Below are 26,290 nucleotides of genomic sequence, written 5' to 3'. Positions count from 1 at the left end.
CGATCCCGCTTGGCTCCACCAAAAAAAATAATGTACTGTCTTTGCTGAAGATTAACTCTGAAGCAAACTCAGCGCAAAACATTTGCACCTTGAAAACTGGATAACGAAAGAAAAAGAATTGCTGAAACATCCTTTAAAGCTGTTTTTACGTAAGCGAAGGTGAGCGATCACCTGAGCATTTGGTTAAGCTAGTAAGAGCGCACGGAGGATGCCTAGGCACCAGGAGCCGAAGAAGGACGTGGCGAACAACGATACCGCCCCGGGGAGCCGTAAGCAGGCATTGATCCGAGGATTTCCGAATGGGGAAACCCAGCTGTCGTAATGGACAGTTACTACTAACTGAATACATAGGTTAGTAAGAGGCATACCAGGGGAACTGAAACATCTAAGTACCCTGAGGAAGAGAAAACAATAGTGATTCCGTCAGTAGCGGCGAGCGAACGCGGATTAGCCCAAACCAAGGAGCTTGCTCCTTGGGGTTGTAGGACGTCTCACATGGAGTTACAAAAGTGTTTGGTAGGCGAAGAGGTCTGGAAAGGCCCGCCAGAGCAGGTAAAAGCCCTGTAACCGAAAGCAAGCACTCTCCGAGACGGATCCTGAGTACGGCGGGACACGAGAAACCCCGTCGGAATCCGGCAGGACCATCTGCCAAGGCTAAATACTCCCTGGTGACCGATAGTGAAGCAGTACCGTGAGGGAAAGGTGAAAAGCACCGCGGAAGCGGAGTGAAAAAGAACCTGAAACCGTGCGCTTACAAAAAGTCAGAGCCCGTTAAATGGGTGATGGCGTGCCTTTTGTAGAATGAACCGGCGAGTTACGATCACGTGCAAGGTTAAGTCGGGAAGACGGAGCCGTAGCGAAAGCGAGTCTGAATAGGGCGAATAAGTACGTGGTCGTAGACCCGAAACCGTGTGATCTACCCCTGTCCAGGGTGAAGGTGCGGTAACACGCACTGGAGGCCCGAACCCACGCATGTTGAAAAATGCGGGGATGAGGTGGGGGTAGCGGAGAAATTCCAATCGAACTCGGAGATAGCTGGTTCTCCCCGAAATAGCTTTAGGGCTAGCCTCGAGGAATGAGCGTCGTGGAGGTAGAGCACTGATTGGGTGCGGGGCCCGCCAAGGGTTACCAAGTCCAGTCAAACTCCGAATGCCATAGACGTGCTACTCGGGAGTCAGACAGTGAGTGCTAAGATCCATTGTCAAGAGGGAAACAGCCCAGATCATCAGCTAAGGTCCCCAAGTGTGTGTTAAGTGGGAAAGGATGTGGAGTTGCAAAGACAACCAGGATGTTGGCTTAGAAGCAGCCATCATTTAAAGAGTGCGTAATAGCTCACTGGTCGAGTGACTCTGCGCCGAAAATGTAACGGGGCTAAACACACCACCGAAGCTATGACATGTACCATTAGGTACTTGGGTAGGGGAGCGTTGAATACGGATTGAAGTTGGACCGTGAGGACTGGTGGACTGTATTCAAGTGAGAATGCCGGTATGAGTAACGAAAAGACAAGTGAGAATCTTGTCCGCCGAAAGCCTAAGGGTTCCTGAGGAAGGCTCGTCCTCTCAGGGTAAGTCGGGACCTAACGCGAGGCCGAAAGGCGTAGTGGATGGACAACAGGTTGAAATTCCTGTACCACCGAAGATTGTTTGAGCAATGGGGTGACACAGAAGGGCAGTGACGCGGACTGATGGAATAGTCCGTCCAAGCAGTGAGGCTGATCGATAGGCAAATCCGTCGATCATAAGGCTGGGCTGTGATGGGGAGCGAAAATTGCAGTAGCGAAGGTCATGTACTCCGGCTGTCAAGAAAAGCCTCTAGTGAGATCTAGGTGCCCGTACCGCAAACCGACACAGGTAGGCGAGCAGAGCATGCTAAGGCGCGCGGAAGAACTCTCGTTAAGGAACTCGGCAAAATGACCCCGTAACTTCGGGAGAAGGGGTGCCTCGGTAGGGTGAATAGCCCGAGGGGGCCGCAGTGAAAAGGCCCAAGCGACTGTTTAGCAAAAACACAGGTCTGTGCGAAGCCGTAAGGCGAAGTATACGGGCTGACGCCTGCCCGGTGCTGGAAGGTTAAGGGGAGCGGTTAGGGGTAACCCGAAGCTGTGAACCGAAGCCCCAGTAAACGGCGGCCGTAACTATAACGGTCCTAAGGTAGCGAAATTCCTTGTCAGGTAAATTCTGACCCGCACGAATGGCGTAACGACTTGGGCGCTGTCTCAACGAGAGATCCGGTGAAATTTTAATACCTGTGAAGATGCAGGTTACCCGCGACAAGACGGAAAGACCCCATGGAGCTTTACTGTAACTTGATATTGAACTTTGGTACGATCTGTACAGGATAGGTGGGAGCCTTTGAAGCATGAGCGCCAGCTTGTGTGGAGGCAACGTTGGGATACCACCCTGATCGTATCGGAGTTCTAACCTAGAACCGTGAAACCGGTTCGGGGACCGTGTCAGGTGGACAGTTTGACTGGGGCGGTCGCCTCCTAAAATGTAACGGAGGCGCCCAAAGGTTCCCTCAGAATGGTTGGAAATCATTCGAAGAGTGCAAAGGCATAAGGGAGCTTGACTGCGAGACCTACAAGTCGAGCAGGTACGAAAGTAGGGCTTAGTGATCCGGTGGTACCGAATGGAAGGGCCATCGCTCAACGGATAAAAGCTACCCTGGGGATAACAGGCTTATCTCCCCCAAGAGTCCACATCGACGGGGAGGTTTGGCACCTCGATGTCGGCTCATCGCATCCTGGGGCTGAAGTAGGTCCCAAGGGTTGGGCTGTTCGCCCATTAAAGCGGTACGCGAGCTGGGTTCAGAACGTCGTGAGACAGTTCGGTCCCTATCTGTCGCGGGCGCAGGAAATTTGAGAGGAGCTGTCCTTAGTACGAGAGGACCGGGATGGACGTACCGCTGGTGTACCAGTTGTTCCGCCAGGAGCACCGCTGGGTAGCCAAGTACGGACGGGATAAGCGCTGAAAGCATCTAAGCGTGAAGCCCCCCTCAAGATGAGATTTCCCAGTATGTAAGACCCCTTGAAGACGACGAGGTTGATAGGTTCGGGGTGGAAGCACAGCAATGTGTGTAGCTGACGAATACTAATCGGTCGAGGGCTTATCCTAAACACGTTTACTGTGACCCATACATCCAGTAGACAGCAGCTAAAAAGGCTTCAGCAAGCCTAATCTTTCGTATCCAGTTTTCAAGGCGCAATACGCCTTGATATTCAACCGTGCCTATTTTGAAGTTGAAGCTTTAATAACATTCAACTCAAAATACAATGTTCCCTGATAGCTCAGTTGGTAGAGCACTCGACTGTTAATCGAGTTGTCACAGGTTCGAGTCCTGTTCGGGGAGCCATTATGCTCTCATAGCTCAGTAGGTAGAGTGCATCCATGGTAAGGATGAGGTCACCGGTTCGAATCCGGTTGAGAGCTCCAGAAAACTTTCAACTGTAAGGACAAGCATCAATTTTAGCATGGCCCGTTGGTCAAGTGGTTAAGACACCTCCCTTTCACGGAGGTAACAGGGGTTCGAGTCCCCTACGGGTCACCAAATTATTTTTACAAATGGCGCCTTTATCCTTGGACGCTTAGCTCAGCTGGGAGAGCATCTGCCTTACAAGCAGAGGGTCGGCGGTTCGATCCCGTCAGCGTCCACCATATCGCTATTGGGGATTAGCCAAGCGGTAAGGCAACGGACTTTGACTCCGTCATTCTCAGGTTCGATCCCTGAATCCCCAGCCACTTATACTATGAGTCATTAGCTCAGTTGGTAGAGCACCTGACTTTTAATCAGGGTGTCGTAGGTTCGAATCCTACATGACTCACCATTTTTTTATCTCACATGCGCGCGTATGGCGGAATTGGCAGACGCACTAGACTTAGGATCTAGCGGGCGACCGTGGGGGTTCAAGTCCCTCTACGCGCACCATCTTTAACACCCTTCATAGGGAAGCACTCTGTATGTCAACAGAGTAATGTAGGTGGAAGCCCTGCAAAACATGGTTAAGCTTCAAAGAATCACATTTGCGCGTATGGCGGAATTGGCAGACGCACTAGACTTAGGATCTAGCGGGCGACCGTGGGGGTTCAAGTCCCTCTACGCGCACCATACCATGAAGAAACCCTTGGCGAACAAGGGTTTTTTGCTGTTTATATAAGTGTAATAATTATGTAGTAATCATCCATCATGCTTGATTTTATAACCACGCTTATCATCCACATCCATTAATCGAAAAGCCCGGATCAATGAAGCTGTATAGCGCTTGTTCAGCACCATATCTTTGCAGCTTATGCTCTAATCGCATGCCTACCTTCTCAAAGAGCCTGCAGGAAGCAGTATTTGCTGTTTGTGTCTCAGCTATTACTTTACCAAGCTTTAATTCATGAAGTGCGTACATTAATAATTGACCGACTACCTCGGCTGCGTAGCCGCTACCCCAGCTTTGCGGAAGAAATTCATAGCTGATTTCCTTAAACCTTCCGTCTATGTGATTATCTAAGGAAACAACCCCAATAAAATCATTGTTTTCTTTTAATCTAACCGTCCAAATGTTTGACTCCTTCGTTGAAGAGCGCTCTAAAGCATCTAGAAACTTATTTAGATGATATTCCTCTGGTACAACTCCGCCTAAGTATTTTCTGACCTCATGACTCGAATATATCCTTTGCATGTATTTTAAATCTGATTGTTGTAATGGGTCCAGCTTGCATCTAGTGGTTTGCATATTGGTTATAATCCTCCTTTTATGTTTGCTTAGGATAGCTTGTTCAAAACACGATCTACCTCTACAGTAAGGTGATCCTACTCAATTGTATGGGGTTAAAAATGTGCAAGGTTAATTGTTGTGAGGATAAATAGTAAATGGAATTAGTGTTTTATATAAAGAAATAGTAATCCCATTGCTAGATTTGTAGACATGGTTTTTGTGATCGTAACATAGGGACCTACAGGATGCCAACTTATTACTCAATAGAATTTGAGGTGTATATTATCCATATAATCCCTTCATTTTTAGAATAAACCTGTCGATATAGTTCATTGGGACTAACTGGAATCTACACATAAGAAGGAGAAGGAGATCAGTCATATGCAGCAAAAGACAAAAAAATGGCTTGTTAGAGTAGTAGCTATTCTGCTTTTTATAGTGTTGAATGTGAGCTACACAGGAAGCGAATCATTTGGTGGTAAGGGAGCCTATGGGGGTTCCTCAGTTTCTGCGGCAGAATCGACGAATGAGACAAAAACGGTTGCTTCTAATGCGAAGGGTTCTGCTGCCAGCAAAGCAGAAATCGAGTACTGGCGATACAAAGCAGAGGGTACTCTATATCCTCCGATTGTGATGCCGAGCGGAAAGCTGCTGGTAGTAACGAATAATGGATGGTTATCCTTATTAGATAATGGCGGAAAAGAATTAAAAAGAATAAACACATATTCGAAACTATACGCCCCAGCCGTAAATGGAAAAGGACAAATATTTACCGCAGGAACTGGTGCTAGGCTTTATCAATATGATGAAGGCGGCAATGGCGGTCAGAAAGGTATTTATTATTTTAAAGGGAAAAAGGAACAATTAGAGCCATCTGGCATGGTGACGGATGGGGAAGGTACTCCTTATTTCGCATATCAGCATGCTGTTTTATCGCTGAGCAGTGTGGGAGAGCAGCAGGCTGCTCTGCTGCCAGAGGGCGTCTCGGTTAAGGAACTGGCCGCAGGTAAGCGCGGCGTCTATGTACTGGGCAGCAATGGCGTGTTGTATGCCGTGCGCGGCAATGCAGTTGTATGGGAAGCGTCGCTTGAGCAGACGCTGCTTGGGGCGAAGCTGATCGCGGGCGATGTGAGCGGCGGCGTCATGCTGCTTGCGGGCAAAGCTATCGCTACGTATGAAGAGGACGGTAAAGTCCGCTTCACTCGCGAGCTTGCGGCAGCGCCCGCAGGCGGTTGGACGTCTCCGGCGCTTGTGCCCGGAGACAAAGGTATTGTCGTTGCCGCCGAGCGCAGCGGCAACGGCATAGCTGCGTTCCGCCTCGCAGACGGGGCGGAACTATGGCGCATTAGCGCCAGCGGGGCGGGAGGCTTTGGCCCCGCGGCGCTTGCGCCGGATCTTGGCGCCGGCACGGTGCTGGCCGGCGGCCGTTCCGGCGCTGTGTACGCGATCGACGGCTCTGCCGGGTCGATCTTGTACACCTACGGCGGTCACACCGCGGTTCCCGCGAGCGGTGTGGCGCCGCAGGGCAGCGGACGCTTCGTATATGCGTCCGCAAGTACATTAATCGCAGCGGGGCCAGTTCGCACCGTTGCGATCACCTATGCAGCAGCGGCGGCGGTTAAGCTGCCGCTGGATACACGGCTCCTGCTCACGGACAAGCTGAAGCTGTCCGATCCAGTCGCTGTCAGCTATCGCTCCGACAATCCAGCGATCGTTCGCATCAATGAGAAAAGCGTGGTAACCCCGGTTACAGCTGGATCAGCTAATCTTTATGTAGATGTTTCAGCTAGCGGCTACAAAGGCCAACTGAAGCTTCCTATTCAGGTTACAGCCTCTACCTTGAACCTAAAGGTGAAGCATGAATCCAAGAAGGTTGTTGCAGCAGGCCAGTCGTTTACGGTTCAAACCGTTACCATTCCAAAGGGAATGCCGGTTACTGCAGGCCTGGCAAGCCGTAAAATAGGCGTCGTTCAGTCGCTTCAATCGATTGCTAAAGATTACCGTGCAGACGCAGCGATTAACGGAACTTACTTCGAGGCTTATGGCGGCATTCCGGAGCCATATGGAACGGTAATTGTAGACGGCAATGTGGAGCATATAGGCAATACAGGGACAGCGATTGGTTTTACATGGGACGGGAATGTAGTTATGGATACGCTACGCGTCAAAATTTTAGGTGGAACAGACGGTTCTTTTAAGTCGCCTAACAACTGGTATGCGTATTTTATTAATCGAACACCTGTAGCAGGCGCATCGTCAGCCATTATGTTCACGCCAAAGCGTGGTGCTAAGCTTGGATTTGCACAAGGCACCTCAGTAACGGTCAGTAAGGGTGTCGTGACCAAAATAAGCAAAAAAGAGAATGTCAGCATTCCAGCAGATGGATATGTTCTCGTTTATACAGGCTCTGAGGAGAAGCTAGCCTCACGCTTTAAGGTGGGGACGAAGGTTGATTATAAGATCGAAATGACCAACCTCTCGAAAAGTCCGATTGCATGGTCTCGCGTTCATACCGCCATTGGTGCAGGACCTAGGCTTGTGAAGGATGGGAAACCGGCTGTTAATCCAGCTGGGGAAGGGTTTAGCAGCTCCAAAATATTGACCGATGCAGCTGGCAGAAGCGGCATTCTTGTCAAAAAGGACGGGACTGTTGTCATAGCTACCGTCTCCAAAGCAACGATAAAACAGTGGAGTCAAATCATGATTCAGCTTGGCGCTGAGCAGGCGATGAATTTGGACGGAGGAGCATCCTCAGGCATGTACGCGCAAGGAAAACTCATTACCACGCCTGGAAGGCTAATAAGCAATGGACTCGTATTTGGCACGAAGCTAAAGTGGTAACTTTTGTATAATGATAAAAGCTAGCCGTCCCAATCTGTTGGGCGGCTTTTCTATTTAAATGGGGCTCTATTTTTGTCGATATGAATAAATGCTATTTATATTATCATTGACTTTTTTTATGAGAAACATTATCATTAGAAAATAAATGATAATCGTTATCAATATTCGTTACTTATTGAAATATAAATATAAAATGTGAAGGTGTCTGCCTCAGGCAGCGGAAGGAGCGTGCATGTTCAATGATTCGTTTAACGACCTCTAGTCTTGATATTGCTTATGATGACCGTCTAATCGTTGAGAATTTAAACATTGCTATACCTCAAGGGAAAATCACGGCGCTAGTAGGAGCTAACGGCTCTGGTAAATCAACGATTTTGAAAACAATGGCCCGTATTATGACCCCTTCGAAGGGCAGTGTACTTCTGGACGGTAAGTCTATCCATAAGCAATCGACGAAGGAAGTAGCGAAGCAATTGGCAATTTTGCCGCAAAATCCAACCGCTCCGGACGGACTCACAGTAGCTGAGCTTGTCTCTTATGGTCGTTTTCCATACCAGAAGGGCTTCGGATCGATGACTAAGGATGACCGCAGTATCGTGCAGTGGGCAATCGAAGCGACAGGTATGACTGATTTTGCCGATCGTCCGGTTGATCATCTATCGGGCGGACAACGTCAACGTGCATGGATTGCAATGTCTCTTGCGCAGGAAACTGATATTTTATTCCTTGACGAGCCTACAACCTTCCTAGATATGGCGCATCAGCTAGAGGTTCTTCACTTGCTTCAAAAGCTAAACGCAGCTAATAATCGCACAGTAGTCATGGTCGTTCATGATTTGAACCACGCGACACGTTATGCTCATCATATGATTGCAATTAAAACGGGTGTCGTTGTAGGCGAAGGTACGCCTGCAGAAGTTATGACACCGGATATTATGCGCGAAGTGTTTAACATTGAGGCAGATATCGTGCCTGATCCGCGTACAGGCGTTCCTCTTTGCTTACCATATGCACTAGCCGGCCAGCCTGCTGCGGATAAAGTGGCATTGATTAACCGTGCACAGTCAGAGAGACCATTGGCTGCTGCTGGAGCATAGGAACTAATATTAATGCTGTAAACCGCGTTTCCTATGGAAATGCGGTTTTTTGTTCTTTTAGATAAGCCATGTGTAGTATATTGAGCTTAGAAGCGAGTGGGAGGGAAGTGACCAATTATATTCGTTATTTATAAAATGTTATCCATTAGAGCTGAACAATCGGAAGGAGTAAATGGAGTAAGGTGCAACGTCATTTAAGCTGATTTTTATGATTGGATTTATGAAGTCTAAAAGCACATATTTCCGCGCTATATAAGGCTTTTCGGCCATTTTAGAACAATGTATTTTAAGGGATTTAAAATAATTTAAAACTTTTTTCAAAAAACAGTTGCTTTTTGTTTTCAGGGGTGATATATTATTACTTGTCGCCGCGATGATAAACGAAACGAACGGCCGACAGAAATACATGCGGAAGTGGCTCAGCGGTAGAGCATCGCCTTGCCAAGGCGAGGGTCGCGGGTTCGATTCCCGTCTTCCGCTCCATAAATTGTGCGGCCTTAGCTCAGCTGGATAGAGCGTTTGACTACGAATCAAAAGGCCAGGAGTTCGAATCTCTTAGGCCGCGCCATTTTCCCAACATTAGACGCAATTCATTTACACTTCGGGACGTAGCTCAGCTTGGTAGAGCACCTGGTTTGGGACCAGGGGGTCGCATGTTCAAATCGTGTCGTCCCGACCATAATCTTTTTTTGCGGGTGTAGTTCAATGGTAGAACTTTAGCCTTCCAAGCTAATAGCGTGGGTTCGATTCCCATCACCCGCTCCAACTATTTAAACCCGAAAGCCTTGCGCAGCAAGGCTTTTTTTTGTTTTTATATATTGCAATAAAAGTGCCTCTTGCACCTAATATGGTGCAGAAGATGGTGCGAAATTTTAACTAACTGTTTGAGGGTTAAGATATACTAACCGATCAGAAGCCTCTCTGCTGGTTATTTCAGAAGCATGCATATAAATATCTGCTGTAGTTCTGATCTTCTGATCTTCGCATGAATGAAGCAACCATTCTTCTATTTGTTTGAGTTCTGAACCGCTCTCTCGCAGTAGCTTCGCCGTTTTATGCCATAGATCATACAAACGGGTATTAGTGAGCTCTCGCTTGCTTAGAAACCTTCTCTAGCCCATAGAGGGGAGGGGCGGATAGTAATTCACACCTTCTCACCATGAAAGACATATCGCTTAGTACCGCCTTACCAGGTCTTACATAACATTTATTTCATTCTAGTCGGAAGCGTCTTAGAGACTCCCTGTACTAAACAAGTGTATGTAAGCTAATCAAATATCCATTTGTATAGTCGGAAAATTAGCCGAGGGAGGTATATCCATACTTCAAAAAATACTTCCAATCTGTAAAAGAAAGTATCAACCTTATTATTACGAGTTCTGCGCCTCATTAAATCATTCTCCTTTATTGGCATTAGGTGAATTGGAGAAATATAGTTACACTTAAATGTATCGATTCGATAGTGTCCACGTTTGAATTCTAATAAACATAAAGCTTATTTTTGGTCAGCCAATTAATTAAATATAAGACCCCAAATGCAGAGCCCAAAACTAAAATCTTCTCTACAATTTTTTTCCAATGTAGCTCGTCTCCTGCTTCATTCATGCTAAGAAAAAACAGAGCCACAAGAATGATTGGTGCATATAGGAATGTTTTTTTCATTCGTAATGACCTCATTCTTTCTTTATTTACAAATATTTCTACGCAAAGCATTAATCTAAGTTTCAAAGACAGTGAACCTAAAACATTTAAACCTATTCTTGAAATATCAAGTTATGATTAAAAATGTCTAACGGATAGGTTTAGAAGCGCTATTTATGCAGCAAAGTAATTTATATAAAAAGCTTAAGAATAATGTGCTAAATCAACGAAGTACAAAAAATTATATTATTGATGTAGAAGCTCGAGAAATCATAGAATACCTTTACAGTTATTTTGCTGAAAATAAACATATAGGAATCATTAATCACACTGTTCAGGGAATGGATAACCGAACGGACAATAGAAAGTTATGACGGAATAGACTGGCTGCTGAGTGGTAATGGAAAATAGAGTTTAACTATCATGTATTAGAAGGTAGCATATACATCTAAGCACCTAATGCGGAAGTTGAAGGTTTAAAGTGTGGTTTTGATGGATTGGTGCAGGCGCACGTATTCTTAGCTAATTGCGAGGGTTCTCTACAATTAAAACTTCCAAGTAAGAGCTGAAACGGACATGAGATACCTTATTTGCCGAAATTCCATCCTTTTAGAGAACTAACGGACATAGGATCTCTTATTTAGCTTCAGAATGCTTGATTAGGCTACTTTTCGAGCTATTAACGCATCCTATGTCCGTTAGATCCACGTAACGAGCTTAAATTCTCGAAATAGCGGATTTCATGTCCGTTAGGACTGAACATGAACAGCACAAGAGCAGACTCCAATGTTGGACCGAAAATGTTATTTATGTAAACATAAATAAATGCATCCATACAGAAGCCGGATACTTTATAAGCGACGATTCCAACCTTGTGTTGAATTAACGGACATGAGATACCTTATTTGCTGAAATTCGGTCTTTTTAGAGAACTAACGGACATAGGATCTCTTATTTAGCTTCAGAATGCTTGATTAGGCTACTTTTCGAGCTATTAACGCATCCTATGTCCGTTAGATCCACGTAACGAGCTTAAATTCTCGAAATAGCGGATTTCATGTCCGTTAGGGCTGAACATGAACAGCGCATGAGCAGACTCCAATATTGATTCGAAAATATTATTTGTGTAAACATAAATAAGCGTATCAAACAGAAACCAGATGTCTTATAAGTGGTGCTGCCAACCTTATGTAGAATTAACGGACATGAGATACCTTATTTGCCGAAATTCCGTCCTTTTGTAGAACTAACGGACATAGGATCTCTTATTTAGTTTCAGGATGCTTAATTTGGCTACTTTTTGAGCTATTAACGCATCCTATGTCCGTTAGATCCACGTAATGAGCTTGAATTCTCGAAATAGCGGATTTCAAGTCCGTTAGGGTTAAAGGTTAACCATGAAAAACGTAACAGTAGATTCCGATGTTGAGTGACGAAAATATCATATGTGTAAAGATAAATAAACATATCAAACAAAACATCCCGTCTGGAAGCTCTCAGTGGGCTGTTTAGTTTGCCCATACACTAAAAAAGTAAAACATGTGCTTTGACGAGGTTTGGAATGGATTATCAAGTATTTTATCAAATGCTTACTAAGCACTTAATCAACTGGTTTACCAAGTGTTTAATCAAGTAGTTACAATGCGTTTTATCAAACGTTTTATCTAGATTTACCAAGAACCAAACACTCCACCAATAACCATACGCTCTACCAATAACTAAACACTCCACCAGTAACCATACGCTTTACCAAAAACCACCCCCCCACCAAAAACCAAGCGCTTTACAAAAGCTTCATGGAACATTAATCATTATGAAATAAATACTCTCTACAATTCTAGTTAACATAATAGATATGGGAGTGAGTGAAACTTGAAGATCTATAGTAAAAGGTTAATATCATTATTATTAGCTACGGAAATTACGGCCAGCATGGTGCTGGCAGGCGGACCTGTCATGGCTGCTGGTTTGCCATTGTCTGGGACGCCTTACGCAATAGACAACTCCTATAATTTAGCCACCCCGCACATTGTTATCAATCAAGTATATGGCGGTGGATTGAATCAGGATACTGAAATACTGTTATCTCACGGTTTTATTGAGCTTTATAACCCGACGGATAGTGATGTCAATCTTGCTGGTTGGTCGCTGCAATATGCGGAACAGCTCCCAGGTGTAACGACAGGTGCTACTAAGGCTTGGGAAAAGCTTAATTTGACCGGAACGATTAAAGCGCATTCTTCTTTTCTTATAACAGGAGCTTCTACAGGTGCTGAAAAACCAAAGGTAGATCTCTATGCAAAAGGCGATCTCACTTGGGAGCGATTGTTTAATAACAAAGGGATGAAGGTTGCTCTAATGAGCAATCAAACTTTACTGACTGATCCTAATCCTTTTGACACTAAGCCAGACGGCTATGTAGATATGGTCGGTACAGGAAGCAATGATAAGGATAGTAATATCGACGGATATGAGACTGCATTCCCTACGGGCTCAGCAGAAGGCACATCGAAGAAAAAGTCCATTCGCCGCAGCAACTTCTTAGATACAGACAATAATAAAGCGGATTTCAAACAAGTCGATTATGAGTTAGCTACCGGCGATGCATTACTAGCAGCAATACCTCGCAGCGGTGCTGACGGCGCATGGGGGCCGGGTATTGTCCAGCCGCTAGCCATTACTACAGTGTCTCTTGCTGATGGCTTTGTTGGATCTCCATATTCCGCAGTTATTCAGGCTACTGGTGGAAACACGCCATATACCTTTACTGCAACTGGCTTGCCAGAAGGACTTAGCCTTGCGCCAAATGGTGCTTTAACGGGGACACCGACCAAGGCTGTAGCAAATACTAATGTGACGATTACAGCGACTGACAGCACGGCAGGGACGCCAGTTAGCATAGTTAAGTCGTTTGCGTTTACCATTCAATCCAGTATAGCGCCAGCAACTCATGTTCTAATTAACGAAGTATATGGCGGCGGCGGGAAAATTAATAAAGATACTCCGCCAGCAGCATCTCCGTACCTGTACGATTTTGTAGAGCTCTACAATCCTACTGCTTCGCCAATATCACTTGCAGGATATCATTTAAGATACAGCAATAAAGGTGCTACAACGGTACAAGGCTATGATTTTGAAGAAGGCGCGGTCATTGCTCCTCAAGATTATTACCTTGTTCGCCTTGAAGCAACATGGGGCAATACGAGCGACAAAAATTACGGGGATCCTTACCTGGCTGATGCATATGCAAGCACGAAAGAGCAATCCATCGGCATGTCTGATGTGGATGGCACGGTGGAATTGTTCCAAGGAGTGTACGCCACTTCGACAGTTGTTGATGCGGTAGGCTTCGGTGCGGTTCAGACTTCACTGCACGAAGGCACATCCGTAGGGAATGGAGCTTCACTGCCAGCGGCTGTTAAAGGCGTGCGCCGCATTAACTTCCAAGATTCCAACAACAATGCTGCTGATTTTGCAGTAGTGGATCCGTCTCCAACGCGAGGTGGAAAAACAGAAGGAACCGTTGATGTCATTCCTGATTTTGTGAAGCTTATCGGCTCACTCCAGAAGAATACAGCAGACAAAGCGGTAACGGTCGAAGGTTTGGTTACAACTCCGTCCGTTAAATCGGATAACAGCCAAGCAAACGCAGTGCGTTATGTACAATCGTTCACGGGCGCAATTGCTGTTGAAGGCATGGACCCGTCCATCCCGATAGGCGCAGAGGTACGCGTTTCTGGGACGGCTGGTCTTCATGACGGCGAAGTGCGGGTAAAAGGCAACTTACAGGTAACAAGGCTGAACAATAAAATTTTTAGCTTAGTGGCAGAAGATACGTTCGATAAGTCTATGCTTAACGTAGATAAGCTTAATTCAGTAACAGCTGATATGTACGGCAGGAGAGTGACAACTACAGGCAATGTAACTGCCGTGGACAAAACGGCTAATACGATTAAGCTTGATAACAATATGCTGCTTTATGTGAATGGAGCGTTTCCGAAGGTTGAAGTTGGGGACAATGCACAAGCTACGGGAACCATTGGAGTTTTTGGCAGCGAAGTTAGATTGGCTGTAGCGAGCGCAGCTGCAGATATGCTCATAAAGCCAGCGTCCGCTGAGATTAAAGATACGTTCAATATTTCAAAAATCGGACAATATTCAGTAGGCCAATTCAATAAAGAAGGCGGCGTTGCCGAGATCGTGAAATTCAACAAAGACAATGGCAAATTTTATTTGGTTAACGGCTCCGGTGATCCGCCAAGCCTAGATATTGTCAGCTTGGGAAGCGGGAACGGAACGCTAAGTAAAGAAAAAACGATACTTGTTAAGCCGATGGCCGAGGTTGAAGGTTTTGTATACGGTGATTTAACTAGTGTAGATATTAATACGACAACTAAGCGTGTTTCTGTAGCGGTACAAGAGGCGGATCCACTCAAGCCAGGTAAAATCATCGTACTCGATTATGATGGTAATTTAATCTCAGCCTATGCTGCTGGTGTACAACCGGATATGATTAAGTCAACAGCTGATGGAAAGTATATCCTTACTGCGAATGAGGCGGAGCCGCGCAATGGTGCAGATGATCCTAAAGGAAGCGTAACGATTGTCAATACAGTAAGCAACAAAGTTACCCATGTACTCTTCGATGATCCGTCCGTTATCGAGGATGGTGTTCATATTCGCGGCAAAGTAGATCCGGCAGATGGGAAAATTAAATCGAGCGGAACAAAAGCAGACGCTGTGTCTGATCTGGAGCCTGAGTATATCACTCTTTCGGATGATAACAAGACAGCCTATGTGTCATTGCAAGAGAATAATGCAATTGCGATTATTGATATCGAAACGAACAAAGTGACGTCTGTAAAAGCACTTGGATTAAAGGATTATAATGATCCGCGCAATTCTCTCGACGTTCTAAAAGACGGTGCGATTAAGCTGGAAAATGTACCGTTTAAAGGGATGTACATGCCTGACGGCATCGCATCTCATACAATTAACGGTCAAACTTACCTTTTTACAGCTAATGAAGGCGATGTAACGGAATGGCCGAACCGTACAAACGGCAGCACGATAGGTGCATTAAAAGGTAAGCTTGATCCGACTTCAGCGGCTGCGATTTTCCTAAATGGCAAGACTGCTTATGATGGTATTGAAGTCGCAAGCGATATGGGCAATGACGGCATTTACATGTATGGCGGACGTTCTTTCTCTATCTGGAATGCGAACTCGATGGAGCAGGTCTATGACAGCGGCAACGATTTTGAAACGATAACGGGCAGTCGCTTGCCAGCATTCTTTAACACAAGCAACAGTAAGACAGCCATTGACGATCGAAGCGGCAAGAAGGGACCAGAACCGGAAGATATTAAAACGGGGAAGGTTGGCAATAAGGTTTTGGCATTCGTTGGTCTTGAGCGCATCGGTGGTTTCATGACCTATGATGTAACAGATCCTGCACATGCGACATTCGCTAATTATACAAATACTCGCGTGTTCAAAGACAGTCAAGGCAAGGACAACTTAGATACAGATACTGGCCCGGAAGGCTTGGAGTTTATTCCGGCTAACATTAGCCCAACTGGAATGCCTTTACTCTTGGTTGCTTACGAGGTAGGCGGCAAGGTAGGCGTATATCAGCTGAATGTAACGAAAGTAACGATGGATAAAGCTTCCCTTTCCTTAAAAGTTGGAGATGCTGCATCTAAGCTGGTTGCAACCGTCGAGCCTGTAGGCGGAAGCTCAGCTGCTGCAATATGGACTTCTTCTAATCCAGCTGTGGCAACCGTAGATTCAAATGGATATGTCACAGCGTTAAAAGCGGGAACAGCGGTCATTTCAGCAGCGAGTGCTGACGGATATGGTCTCGCTGAGACGAGTGTGACGGTTACTTCAGGTGATATCGTAACTCCATCGCCAACACCGAATCCATCGCCGACGCCTGCACCTTCTACAAAACCTGAAGATGCTGGAGTGACGATCGTAAATGGCGAGACCGTAAAAGCAGTAAGCACGCTTAAAGCTGAAACGGATAACAGCGGTAAGACAACGGCAACGGTAACGGTAAATCAATTGGATGCAGCAATAGCTGCATTAGATAAAGCATCAAACGGCAAGCCGGCATCCATTGAGTTTAAAATGGCGGCTAACACAGACACCAAGTCAACGGCTATCAAGTTTGAGGAAAAAGCTATCGCTAAGCTTGCAGCTAAGGGATTGAAGTCGCTGGATGTTAATGCAGGGCTCGGAATCGTATCCTTTGATGCTAAGGCTATTGGAACACTAGCAGCAGCGACAGGAAATGGCGAGCTTTCCATAGCGGTCAACAAAGCGGATGTATCTAAGCTGTCTAGTGAGATTAAGGAAACGATCGGCAGCCATCCTGTGTATGAATTTGATGTGATTGGCGGAAAAACAGCGATTACCGATCTGAAGGGTGGTACAGCACGGGTTAGCATTCCTTATTCGCTTCAAGCAAACGAAGACAGCCAAGCAGTAGTCATCTACTATATTGCAAATGATGGCAAACTTAGCATTGTACCTAACAGCGTGTACGATAAGTCGACAGGTCAATTGCAGTTTACGGTAAGCCATTTCTCTACTTACGGAGTTGGCTACAATTATGTGGCATTTTTGGACACTGCATCAAGCTTTGCGAAGGATTCTATCCTTTACTTATCTTCCAGAGATATAATCGGCGGCTTGGGCAATCAAAAGTTTGCTCCAAAGGCTAACATGTCAAGGGCTGATTTCACACTCATCCTTGCAAGAATTGCCGGCACTCAACTGGACGATTACACGTCATCAAGCTTTACGGACGTGAAGTCATCCGATTACTTTGCAGGGGCGGTAGCATGGGCGGCTGAAAAAGGAATTGTCGGAGGCGCTGGAGATGGCAGCTTCAATCCTAAAGCCAATATTAGCCGTGAGCAAATGGTTGCTATGATTGCAAGGTTCGTTGATGTCATGAATTTTGATTTGCCTGTGCAAACAAATGCTATAGCGTTTGAAGATGCATCATCTATTGGTGCGTTTGCGAAGGAAGCAGCAGCTGCAGTGCAGCAGGCGGGAATCATTAACGGCAAGATTTATGCAAATAAGGCAGGCAGCTATTTTGCACCGAAGGATTTGACTACCCGTGAGGAAGCAGCAAAAATGTTAGCGAAATTAATTCAATTAATGGCATAATTCGACTTGAACAAGACCGCAGCGCCCTTCAGTTAGAGGTGCTGCGGTCTTTTTCATAAGAGGTCTAATTTATGGGATGAAACCAGCATTTTCGCTAAGTTAATAAGCATTGTTAACTTAATCGAAGCGGGTTGTATTGCGCAGTTAATATTTACCGGAAACATAAGCAGTAAAAAGGAGCGGGTTTTATACTCCGCTTGCGTGAATCTGTTTTTGTTAGGATTGGCTTCAGGGCTTCAACCCTGTAGGTTTTTGTAGTATGATGGTAGAAGTCAAAAAAACGTTCATGTTGTACAAGCAAGCTTTCGAAGCGATTGCTGCTTCGGAAAACAAGTAAATGCTTACGGAGCGATCGTTGCTTCGCAAAAATTTAGGAGGAACAGTATGTCGGATCAATCTGCATCTACTTTGACCACAAATCGGCAGCAGGCTAACAATTTGCTGCGACGCGATGTCCGGTTTCTAGGCAACATTCTCGGTGAAGTTCTTGTTCATCAAGGCGGCCGCGAGCTGCTTGAAATCGTAGAACGGATTCGTGAACAAAGTAAATCTCTTCGCGCTGAATTTGTACCGGAATTATTTGATCAATTTAAAGAAAATGTATCATCGCTTAACCCGGAAATACGTCATCAAGTGATTAGAGCGTTTGCTATTTATTTTCAGCTTGTCAACATTGCAGAGCAAAATCATCGGATTAGACGGAAACGTGATTACGAGGTTTCTGCTGGCGAAGCGGTCCAACGCGGCTCCATTGAGAGCGCGGTTCAAGATCTGAAGGAACGCGACATTGCAATCGAGGAAGTTAGAGATATTTTGAGCAATATTTCGCTGGAACTAGTAATGACTGCACACCCGACCGAGGCAACTCGCCGCGCGGTGCTTGATATTCATAAACGGATTGCTGTAGATGTGATGGAGCTTGATAACCCAACACTAACCTATCGCGAGCGCGAGAAGCTGCGTGAGAAGCTCATGAATGAGGTTCTTATTTTGTGGCAAACAGACGAGCTTCGTGACCGCAAACCAACCGTTATCGATGAAGTTCGTAACGGCTTGTACTATTTTGATGAGACATTGTTCGAGGTGCTTCCAAATGTTTATGAAGAGCTTGAACGCTGCCTAAGCAAGTACTATCCAGATGAGAAATGGCATGTGCCGGATTACTTGCGCTTCGGTTCTTGGATCGGCGGCGATCGCGATGGTAACCCATCTGTGAAAGCTCAGGTAACTTGGGAAACGCTAACGCTGCACCGTCAGCTGGCTATTCGCAAGTACGAAGAAAAACTAGGCGAGCTTATGGACCTTCTCAGCTTCAGCACAAACCTTGTCGAGGTATCGGCTGAGCTTATCGATTCGATTCGATCGGATCGCGAGCATGTTGAGCTTAAGTGCGTCGATCTTTGGAGAAATACGAAGGAGCCTTACCGTATTAAGCTTGGCTTTATGCTAGAGAAGCTGGCTAATACACGCGATGAGTCGCTTAAGGGTTCGCAAATGCGTTACAACCACCCTGAAGAGCTTCGCGAGGACTTGCTCGTTATCGATCGCAGCTTGCGTCATCACTACGCTGATTATGTAGCAGATACAGCACTTGCTAAGTTAGTACGTCAAGTGGAGCTGTTTGGTTTCCACCTTATGGCGCTTGATGTTCGTCAGCATAGCCAAGAGCATGAAAATGCGATGTCTGAAATTTTAGCGAAAATGAATGTAGCAGCAGATTATGCGGCACTTCCAGAAGAAGAAAAAACAGACCTGCTTCACCGTCTCCTGAATGATCCGCGCCCGCTTACTTCGGGGCATCTAGATTACACGGAGTCCACGCGTGAATGCTTGAACGTATACCATACGATTTATCGGGCGCAGCAAGAGTTTGGCGTCAATTGTATTTCAAGTTATCTGATTAGTATGACGGAAGCGGCAAGCGACATGCTTGAGGTTATGGTGTTTGCGAAGGAAGTTGGCCTGTTCCGTAAGGAAGCGGACGGCACGATTCGTTGTACACTGCAATCGGTACCGCTATTTGAAACGATTGATGACCTGCATGCAGCACCAGCTATTATGAAGCAGCTATTCGAAATGCAGATCTACCGTCAAGCGGTGGAAGCTCGCGGCAACCTGCATGAAATTATGCTTGGTTATTCCGATAGCAACAAAGACGGCGGAGTTGTTACAGCGAACTGGGAGCTGCGCGTAGCACTTAATGAAATTACAGCAGCCGGCAAAGAGTACGACGTTAAGCTGAAGTTCTTCCACGGCCGTGGCGGAGCGCTTGGCCGCGGCGGCATGCCGCTTAACCGCAGTATTCTTGCACAACCGCCGCATACGGTTGGCGGCGGCATCAAAATTACCGAGCAAGGTGAGGTTCTATCCTCGCGTTATTCGATGCAAGGTATTGCATACCGCAGCTTGGAGCAAGCAACTTGGGCGCTGATTACGGCTGCTCGTCTGGCGAAATACCCAGAACAAGCACCGCAAGCAGAAGCAGAGTGGGAAGAAATTGCACGTTCGATTTCCGAGACGGCACTGGAGAAGTATCAGGATCTTATTTTCCGCGATCCAGATTTCTTGACGTACTTCAAGGAGTCGACACCGCTTCCTGAGGTTGGCGAGCTGAACATCGGTTCACGTCCATCCAAACGGAAAAACAGTGATCGTTTCGAGGACTTGCGCGCCATCCCTTGGGTGTTCGCATGGACACAAAGCCGCTACTTGCTGCCGGCATGGTACGCCGCTGGTACTGCAATGAAGCAGTATACTGGCGACGACGAGGAAAAGCTGAACACGCTTCGTACGATGTACGAGAAGTTCCCGTTCTTCCGCTCGCTAATTGACAATCTTCAAATGGCTCTTGCTAAAGCAGATTTGCTTATTGCGAAGGAATATGCAGATATGATTAAGGACAAAACGATCCGCGATCGTATTTTTGAGCAAATTGAAGAAGAATACAAGCTTACATCTGAGCTTATTCTTAGCATCACAGGCCAAACGGAAATTTTGGATAATGTTCCTGTTATTCAAGAGTCGATTCGTCTGCGTAATCCGTACGTCGATCCGCTTAGCTACATGCAAGTGCAGCTGCTAACCGAGCTTCGTGCACTGCGTGATAACGAAGAAGATGATCCAGAGCTGCTTCGCGAAGTGCTTCTGACGATCAATGGCATTGCCGCAGGCCTTCGGAATACGGGCTAACTGCTCAAACTAATCGCTTAGGCGAATATAGAATAGCTACAAAGCCAACCATGGGATTTACTGTGGTTGGCTTTTTTTTCGTTGAAAGCAGCTGGGAGGCATTGTTGTGAGAAGCTAGAAAAACAAACTGTAACAGAACTCTATTTTTCTTATGTTCTTTTATAGTCCACTTAAGTTTTGTTTAAGGTACATCCTGCATGATAGGTACATAGGAAACAGACACCTACTATTGAGAGGATGATAGAGATGAACGAGGAAAACAAACGCTCAGAAACGAGCGGTGATACTTACACGTCGAACCATACATCGAATGAAACGAACCGGACTCCTGTCACTACTTATATTTATGAATCCAACAAATCAACAAATGAGCTTAGAGCTTCATATGAGAGGGAGCTTGGGCTGGGACAAGATGGGAGCGGAAGCGGGTCAGCGCCTGGCGGTAAAAAACGTTCAAAGCGTGCGGGCGGCAACTCAGCAAAAACACTGCTTGCATCGTTCTTGATTGGCGCTCTCGTCATTGGCGGTTTCTCCTACATGGCAGATAAAAACAATCTGTTCAGCGGAGGGGAACAAACCGTTCAAAACTCGGGCTCAAGCGTTGTTAGCAATTCAGGACAGCAGGATGCTGGCTTGTCTACAGCATCGCTGAGCTCAAGCGAAGATATCGCTTCCGTCTATAAAGCTGCGAGCCCAGCGGTTGTGAAGATCGAAAATTATGGGGAGCCAGCTCGTTCGAACTCCATGTTCGACGATCCACGCTTTCAACAGTTTTTTGGAAATGGCGGGTCGGGTAGCAGCGGACAGCAGCAAGAATCGCAAGAACAACAGCCAAGCAGTTCAAATCTTGAGCTGGTAGGCTCGGGCACAGGCTTTTTCTTCGAATCGGACGGTTATATTCTGACTAACGAGCATGTAATTGCTGATGCGAAGGAGGTTAAAGTAACCGTTCAAGGCTATGACGAGCCTCTAACAGCAAAGGTGCTTGGTTCGAGCTATGATCTAGACTTGGCTGTGCTTAAGGTGGAAGAGCCAAACGGCAAAGCATTCCCGTCTCTTAAACTGGGAAGCTCTGACCAGACGCGAATCGGTGACTGGGTGATGGCGATCGGCAATCCATATGGCTTCGATCAAACGTTGACTATGGGTGTGTTAAGCGCGAAAGAGCGTCCAATTACGATTGCAGATGAGCAAGGGAATCATAATTACGAGCATTTGCTGCAAACGGATGCCTCTATTAATCCAGGGAACTCTGGAGGACCGCTTCTGAACGAGAAGGGAGAGGTTATCGGTATAAATACGGCTGTGAACGCTGAGGCGCAAGGCATTGGTTTTGCGATTCCTACGACGACGATTACGAAGGTGCTCGAGCAATTGAAGACCAATACACTTTAAAATATATAAAGCGCATGAACATTGAAGGTCTGGGAACATTACGTTTCCTAGACCTTTTTTGCTTTATTTTAGCGTTCCTAGCCGAAAGTCGAAAAAACAACTAGCCTCAGGTCGATTGCTGACTGAACGTCAAACCTATATAATTATTAGAACGGTTAGTATTTTTTGGAGCAAACAGCAAAGAAACCTGAACCTGAGGTACGTACATTGCTGCTCATGACTATGAACATTACGACTAATTAGGGTCGATGCTCATATTGGAAGTATCTTTCTCAATTGTCTTGCTTTTTCAGCCCATGTGCATTACGATTTTTCTAGGGTGTATGGATGCGGACATTATATATATAAAATAGAGCAAGGCGATCAGTCGATCGAATGGAAGGTTTGGAGGAGTTTAGGTGATTGTATTGGAAGCACGCCTGGCGAAGTTATCGCTTAAAGGCGATCAGCAGGCTTTTGCTGAGCTTGTAGACCTCTATCAAGACAAGCTCTTTCATATGGCTTATCGAATGTTAAACAGCCGCCAGGAAGCGGAGGATGTTGTACAGGATACGTTCCTTCGCGTTTACAAAAACCTGGATAGATATGATGAAACGTTAAAATTTTCAACTTGGATATATAGAATTGCTACAAACTTATGTATTGATCGACTGCGCAAACGCAAGCCGACCTATTCGCTGGATGCGGAGTCATCGGATCACGAGGGGCTGGATGGCTACTCCATGATACCGAGTGATAATCGGACGCCAGAATCAGAGCTGCTTCTCTCGGACACACAGCGCATTATACATGCGGCTATTGCTTCACTGCCACCGAAATATAAGAGCGTGATGACGCTTAGATATATGCAGGACCTGTCGTTGCAGGAAATTGGCGATGTGCTGGACATGCCTGTCACGACGATCAAAACGCGGGTTCACCGCGGCAGGGAATTTCTTCGGAAGAAGCTTGAGCATAAGTTATAATTACAAATAATGATACAATCCTCCAAAGGAAAGCCATGTCTAGCGCAGACATAGGCTTCTTTTTGGGAGAAATTCAAGCTAATTCCTTACCTGCAAAGGATTACTTACGCGATTACGAAAAAAAGTGAAACATCCTTCTTGCTAGTAACGTATCCTAATAGCGAGATAAGAACTTAATGCGCGAGCAACTGAAAGAAAGGACTGGCTGCTATGAATTGCAACGTCGCTATCGTATGGATGCATGATTATTTGGACGGCGAGCTGCCGCGTGAAGATATCGTTACGTTAAAATCTCATTTGCTTTCCTGTCCCGCTTGTCGCAGCCGGTTTGAACAGCTCCAGAAGACGGACGCCGCGGTGTTCCAGACTTTAGAAGCGATTAAGCCTGCCGCGGATTATGACAAGAAGGCATCCGAGCTTTTAAATGAACGAATTATGCAGCAACTGCCGAAGAAACAGAGCAAGCAGAGAAACCGCATCGTACGTTTTATTTATCGGTACCCCGGAGTAACAGCAGCTGCTGTGTTTGTACTCGTTATGTTGGGCAGCTTCTTCACGATGTGGGAAGAGGATACCAAGCTGATTGTTGCAGGCGAGGATCTTCAGCAGGTCATTATAGAAGGAAATACAGTTATTGTGCCAGAGGGTGCTCATTTAACGGGTAATTTGACCGTAGAAAATGGAATAGCCGATGTTAAGGGCGAGGTGGACGGCAACGTAACCGTCATTGACGGAACCTTGAACCTGGCTTCAACCGGCCATATCGCGGGTCAGAGCAGAACGATTGATCAAGCGCTCGATTGGTTCTGGTACAAAGTAACGCAAACTTTTGGCGGTAACGCTCGCTAAAGCAAGCTGCCTCCCTGTTGCAGGGGGGCATTTTTTATTTTTTTTTTGAAAAAAAGGATTTCCAATCCCATATATAGAAAATAATAAAGTTGAAAACCGATAATTAGACAATAATAAGGGGATCGGCTGTTGGGGGTTGGCATATGAGTTATTTCTCAGATTTAACATGGCATGACTATTTAAAGGATATTATAGACGTTGGTATAGTTAGTTATATTATTTATAAAATGATTTTGCTTGTGCGCGGAACAAGGGCAGTTCAACTTTTAAAAGGGATCGTCGTGCTCGTCGCTGTATGGGGGCTGAGTACATGGTTCAATTTGTATACGTTGAAATGGTTAATGAACCAGATGTTCACCTTCGGAATTGTGAGCGTGCTAATTATTTTTCAGCCTGAGCTGAGACGCGTGCTTGAGCAGCTTGGTCGTGGAAAGCTGTTTGCGCGGTCATTTTCTCTTGATCGGGATGTCGTCAATGAACAAATTGACGGCGTAATTAAAGCTGTCCGTTTTATGGCAGAACGAAAAATCGGGGCGTTAATCGTATTTGAGCGGAGCACAGGCCTCAGTGAATTGATTGAATCGGGCATCCGTATGGAATCAAAAATTACATCGGAGCTGCTGATTAACATCTTTACACCGAATACACCGCTGCATGATGGAGCTGTCATTATACGCGCTAATCAGATTATGGCGGCGGGCTGCTACTTGCCCCTATCGGAAAATCCTTTTATAAGCAAGGAGCTTGGAACTCGCCACCGTGCCGCTATTGGAGTAAGTGAAGTAACGGATGCTGTGTCCGTAACCGTCTCGGAAGAAACGGGGCAAGTGTCATTGTCTCTAGGAGGCATGATCGTACGAGATATTAACGAGGAATCGCTGATTTCGAAGCTCTTTGATGAGCTGACTCCGAAGACGACAGGTCGTACGAAGGAACGTGTAACCATATCGTCTCTTTGGAAGCGGAAAGGAGGCAGTGATGGATAAATGGCTAAGTCACCCCACCTCTCTCAAAGTAATATCCGTCATAGTCGGATTGCTGCTCTGGGCTATTGTACATATTGATCCGGACACCTCACCGCAGACGGCGACATCAAATATTGATACCAAAACGATAGAAGCATCGGTTATTACGGCAGATGGCCTAGATACAGATAAGTACGTGCTTACGGCGATGGAACCTACCGTCGTGCGGCTTGATGTGCAGGGCAGGTTAACTGTTTTGTTCAATGCTTCTTCGAAAGATGATTATAAGGTTCAAGTGGACTTGAAAGGCGTAAAACCCGGCATACAGGAGTTACCTTTAACGGTAAAACTGCCTAAAGGGATTACGCTTGTGGAGATGTCGCCGCGCACCGTTACGGTTCAGATCGAAGAAATTGTAACAAAGCCTTTTGAGCCGCAAGTCATTGTGGAAGGCAAGCCGGCAGATGGTTATATTGTTGGAGCATCGACGATTGTAGCACCGACAACAGGTGTACAGGTTACACTGCCTAAGGATGATATGAGCAGAATCGGTGCTGTTACGACGGAGATCAATATTGAGGGTGCAGATAAAACGGTTGTTAACAAAAAAGCAAAAGTAATCGTATACGATGTAGACGGTATTGAAATGACAAATGCGATTGTTTCACCAGAAACGCTGCATGTCGAGGTCAAGGTAACGCCTCCGCTGAAGGTACTGCCTCTACAGGTGCGCTATACGGGCACTCTGCCTGAGGGACTGAGCTTAGTATCGGTGAAGCCGGCAATTGACAAGGTGACCGTATACGGCGAGCAGAAGCAGTTAGACGAGCTGCAGGTTTACGATGGGGTCGTGCTTGATCTCTCGAAGGTGAAGCAAACAGGAACCATTCGTGTGAAGACGGAATTGATTGATGGAATAAAGGCAATTGATCCAGCAGAGGTGGAGCTCAATGTCGTTGTAGCTCCCGTTAAGAATAGAACACTTACAGGACTAGATGTAGCTATAGAAGGTATCGCAAACGGGCTGTCAGCGGTTATACGGACGCCGGCAAACGGTAAGTTTGATTTAACCGTCAGCGGAGCAGATCCGGTGTTGTCTACGCTTAAGGCATCGGATATTAGCATTATTGCCAATGTAGAAGGTCTAGGTGTAGGCACGCATGTCGTAACGCTTCAGGTCGATGTGCCTGCGTATATTCAGACCGTACTGGCTGATGGGCAAACTTTAACGGTAACGATAGAAATAACGGACAACTCCGTACCAGGATCAGGATCAGGCGGAGACAACTCCGAGGAGGTCGGAGGCACTCCGACAGAGGAGTCTCCTCCCCCTGCTACGACACCGCCTCCAGACACCAGTGAGGAGACTGGCAATGGTGGCGGAAACGCAGCAGGCGGTTCAACTACGAATCCATAATCATCAGAGCGGAATAAGTATATAACAACGAAAGCAATATATTA

The 26,290-nt window shown here is 46.1% G+C and carries 11 protein-coding genes, 13 tRNA genes and 1 rRNA gene (1 of these 25 cut by a window edge); 23 read left to right on the top strand and 2 right to left on the bottom strand.

What is annotated here, in order from left to right:
- From MHH56_RS30025 to MHH56_RS29980, 10 genes are all read left to right on the top strand, one after another.
- Positions 1-21: transfer RNA gene (locus tag MHH56_RS30025), tRNA-Ala, on the top strand (it extends 55 nt beyond the left edge of the window).
- Between the two features lie 160 nt (positions 22-181).
- Positions 182-3,113, top strand: a 23S ribosomal RNA gene (locus MHH56_RS30020).
- A 162-nt stretch (positions 3,114-3,275) separates the two neighbouring features.
- Positions 3,276-3,351, top strand: a tRNA-Asn gene (locus MHH56_RS30015).
- A 4-nt stretch (positions 3,352-3,355) separates the two neighbouring features.
- A tRNA-Thr gene (locus tag MHH56_RS30010) sits at positions 3,356-3,431 on the top strand.
- A gap of 40 nt (positions 3,432-3,471) precedes the next feature.
- A tRNA-Glu gene (locus MHH56_RS30005) sits at positions 3,472-3,546 on the top strand.
- Between the two features lie 31 nt (positions 3,547-3,577).
- Positions 3,578-3,653: transfer RNA gene (locus tag MHH56_RS30000), tRNA-Val, on the top strand.
- Between the two features lie 9 nt (positions 3,654-3,662).
- A tRNA-Gln gene (locus MHH56_RS29995) sits at positions 3,663-3,737 on the top strand.
- 10 nt (positions 3,738-3,747) lie between these two features.
- A tRNA-Lys gene (locus MHH56_RS29990) sits at positions 3,748-3,823 on the top strand.
- A gap of 18 nt (positions 3,824-3,841) precedes the next feature.
- Positions 3,842-3,924: transfer RNA gene (locus MHH56_RS29985), tRNA-Leu, on the top strand.
- Between the two features lie 97 nt (positions 3,925-4,021).
- Positions 4,022-4,104: transfer RNA gene (locus MHH56_RS29980), tRNA-Leu, on the top strand.
- Between the two features lie 103 nt (positions 4,105-4,207).
- On the opposite strand, the gene MHH56_RS29975 is transcribed toward MHH56_RS29980, so the two are convergent.
- Positions 4,208-4,720 (bottom strand): GNAT family N-acetyltransferase, encoded by a 513-nt coding sequence (locus MHH56_RS29975; protein ID WP_339205271.1) that lies wholly within the window; start codon positions 4,718-4,720, stop codon positions 4,208-4,210.
- A 363-nt stretch (positions 4,721-5,083) separates the two neighbouring features.
- On the opposite strand from MHH56_RS29975, the gene MHH56_RS29970 reads away from it, so the two are divergent.
- The 6 genes from MHH56_RS29970 to MHH56_RS29945 all read left to right on the top strand — a co-directional run bounded on the left by MHH56_RS29970 (position 5,084) and on the right by MHH56_RS29945 (position 9,405).
- Positions 5,084-7,543 (top strand): phosphodiester glycosidase family protein, encoded by a 2,460-nt coding sequence (locus tag MHH56_RS29970; RefSeq protein WP_339205269.1) that lies wholly within the window; start codon positions 5,084-5,086, stop codon positions 7,541-7,543.
- Between the two features lie 239 nt (positions 7,544-7,782).
- Positions 7,783-8,640, top strand: a complete 858-nt coding sequence (locus MHH56_RS29965; RefSeq protein ID WP_339205267.1) for an ABC transporter ATP-binding protein — start codon at positions 7,783-7,785, stop codon at positions 8,638-8,640.
- A 408-nt stretch (positions 8,641-9,048) separates the two neighbouring features.
- A tRNA-Gly gene (locus MHH56_RS29960) sits at positions 9,049-9,123 on the top strand.
- Between the two features lie 8 nt (positions 9,124-9,131).
- Positions 9,132-9,208, top strand: a tRNA-Arg gene (locus MHH56_RS29955).
- A 34-nt stretch (positions 9,209-9,242) separates the two neighbouring features.
- Positions 9,243-9,319: transfer RNA gene (locus MHH56_RS29950), tRNA-Pro, on the top strand.
- Positions 9,320-9,331: 12 nt separating this feature from the next.
- Positions 9,332-9,405, top strand: a tRNA-Gly gene (locus MHH56_RS29945).
- Between the two features lie 714 nt (positions 9,406-10,119).
- Here MHH56_RS29945 and MHH56_RS29940 read toward each other — a convergent pair.
- Complete coding sequence (locus MHH56_RS29940; RefSeq protein WP_339205265.1) at positions 10,120-10,302, bottom strand: hypothetical protein; 183 nt, start codon at positions 10,300-10,302, stop codon at positions 10,120-10,122.
- Between the two features lie 1,851 nt (positions 10,303-12,153).
- Between MHH56_RS29940 and MHH56_RS29935 the strand changes: the two genes are divergently transcribed.
- The 7 genes from MHH56_RS29935 to MHH56_RS29905 all read left to right on the top strand — a co-directional run bounded on the left by MHH56_RS29935 (position 12,154) and on the right by MHH56_RS29905 (position 26,246).
- Complete coding sequence (locus tag MHH56_RS29935) at positions 12,154-17,466, top strand: choice-of-anchor I family protein (protein WP_339205263.1); 5,313 nt, start codon at positions 12,154-12,156, stop codon at positions 17,464-17,466.
- 384 nt (positions 17,467-17,850) lie between these two features.
- A complete protein-coding gene (gene ppc / locus MHH56_RS29930; RefSeq protein WP_339205262.1) occupies positions 17,851-20,655 on the top strand; it encodes a phosphoenolpyruvate carboxylase in 2,805 nt (934 codons plus the stop codon).
- 246 nt (positions 20,656-20,901) lie between these two features.
- Entirely contained in the window at positions 20,902-22,050 is a 1,149-nt protein-coding gene (locus tag MHH56_RS29925; protein WP_339205260.1) for a trypsin-like peptidase domain-containing protein, read from the top strand.
- A gap of 398 nt (positions 22,051-22,448) precedes the next feature.
- Positions 22,449-23,015 carry an RNA polymerase sigma factor SigW gene (gene sigW / locus MHH56_RS29920; RefSeq protein ID WP_054025284.1) on the top strand — a complete coding sequence of 189 codons (567 nt, stop codon included), beginning with the start codon at positions 22,449-22,451 and terminating at the stop codon, positions 23,013-23,015.
- 210 nt (positions 23,016-23,225) lie between these two features.
- Complete coding sequence (locus MHH56_RS29915; protein WP_076271683.1) at positions 23,226-23,864, top strand: zf-HC2 domain-containing protein; 639 nt, start codon at positions 23,226-23,228, stop codon at positions 23,862-23,864.
- A gap of 143 nt (positions 23,865-24,007) precedes the next feature.
- A complete protein-coding gene (gene cdaA, locus MHH56_RS29910; protein WP_076271682.1) occupies positions 24,008-24,850 on the top strand; it encodes a diadenylate cyclase CdaA in 843 nt (280 codons plus the stop codon).
- Positions 24,843-26,246 (top strand): CdaR family protein, encoded by a 1,404-nt coding sequence (locus tag MHH56_RS29905; RefSeq protein ID WP_339205258.1) that lies wholly within the window; start codon positions 24,843-24,845, stop codon positions 26,244-26,246. The genes cdaA and MHH56_RS29905 overlap by 8 nt, the downstream gene beginning before the upstream one ends.
- Positions 26,247-26,290 lie beyond the last annotated feature (44 nt).

It is taken from the genome of Paenibacillus sp. FSL K6-3182 (assembly GCF_037976325.1).
Taxonomy (GTDB): domain Bacteria; phylum Bacillota; class Bacilli; order Paenibacillales; family Paenibacillaceae; genus Pristimantibacillus.
This window is presented reverse-complemented; position numbering and strand designations above follow the sequence as displayed.

What these genes read in the sequence shown, in the direction of transcription:
- MHH56_RS29965 (WP_339205267.1), top strand. Translation starts at nt 7,783, where the DNA reads ATGATTCGTTTAACGACCTCTAGTCTTGATATTGCTTATGATGACCGT.
- MHH56_RS29905 (WP_339205258.1), top strand. Translation starts at nt 24,843, where the DNA reads ATGGATAAATGGCTAAGTCACCCCACCTCTCTCAAAGTAATATCCGTC.
- MHH56_RS29915 (WP_076271683.1), top strand. Translation starts at nt 23,226, where the DNA reads ATGAATTGCAACGTCGCTATCGTATGGATGCATGATTATTTGGACGGC.
- cdaA (WP_076271682.1), top strand. Translation starts at nt 24,008, where the DNA reads ATGAGTTATTTCTCAGATTTAACATGGCATGACTATTTAAAGGATATT.
- ppc (WP_339205262.1), top strand. Translation starts at nt 17,851, where the DNA reads ATGTCGGATCAATCTGCATCTACTTTGACCACAAATCGGCAGCAGGCT.
- MHH56_RS29940 (WP_339205265.1), bottom strand. Translation starts at nt 10,302, where the DNA reads ATGAAAAAAACATTCCTATATGCACCAATCATTCTTGTGGCTCTGTTT.
- MHH56_RS29925 (WP_339205260.1), top strand. Translation starts at nt 20,902, where the DNA reads ATGAACGAGGAAAACAAACGCTCAGAAACGAGCGGTGATACTTACACG.
- MHH56_RS29970 (WP_339205269.1), top strand. Translation starts at nt 5,084, where the DNA reads ATGCAGCAAAAGACAAAAAAATGGCTTGTTAGAGTAGTAGCTATTCTG.
- MHH56_RS29975 (WP_339205271.1), bottom strand. Translation starts at nt 4,720, where the DNA reads ATGCAAACCACTAGATGCAAGCTGGACCCATTACAACAATCAGATTTA.